The organism is Prescottella defluvii (assembly GCF_000738775.1).
Lineage (GTDB): Bacteria > Actinomycetota > Actinomycetes > Mycobacteriales > Mycobacteriaceae > Prescottella > Prescottella defluvii.
Window position 1 is genome coordinate 1 of sequence record NZ_JPOC01000214.1, and the last position, 220, is coordinate 220.

Below are 220 nucleotides of genomic sequence, written 5' to 3' on the forward strand. Positions count from 1 at the left end.
ACACCGACGCCGGTGACGGCGCCAGCGGAGGGTCCCACGCTGTCGACGGGCGAGTCGAGCATCGGCCAGATCGTGGTGGATGTCGACGGCATGACCGTGTACGCGTACGACCGTGACGAACCGGGCACCAACGCCAGTGCGTGCGACGCGGTCTGCCTGCAGATGTGGCCGCCCGTGACGAGCGATACCTCCAAGCCGGAGGTCGTGGGAGTGGCGGGGG

1 pseudogene is annotated in these 220 nt (G+C 69.5%); it reads left to right on the top strand.

Features of this window, described 5'->3' with window-relative positions:
• Positions 1–12 precede the first annotated feature (12 nt).
• Positions 13–220, top strand: a pseudogene (locus tag IJ15_RS0124535) (hypothetical protein); the annotation flags it as partial.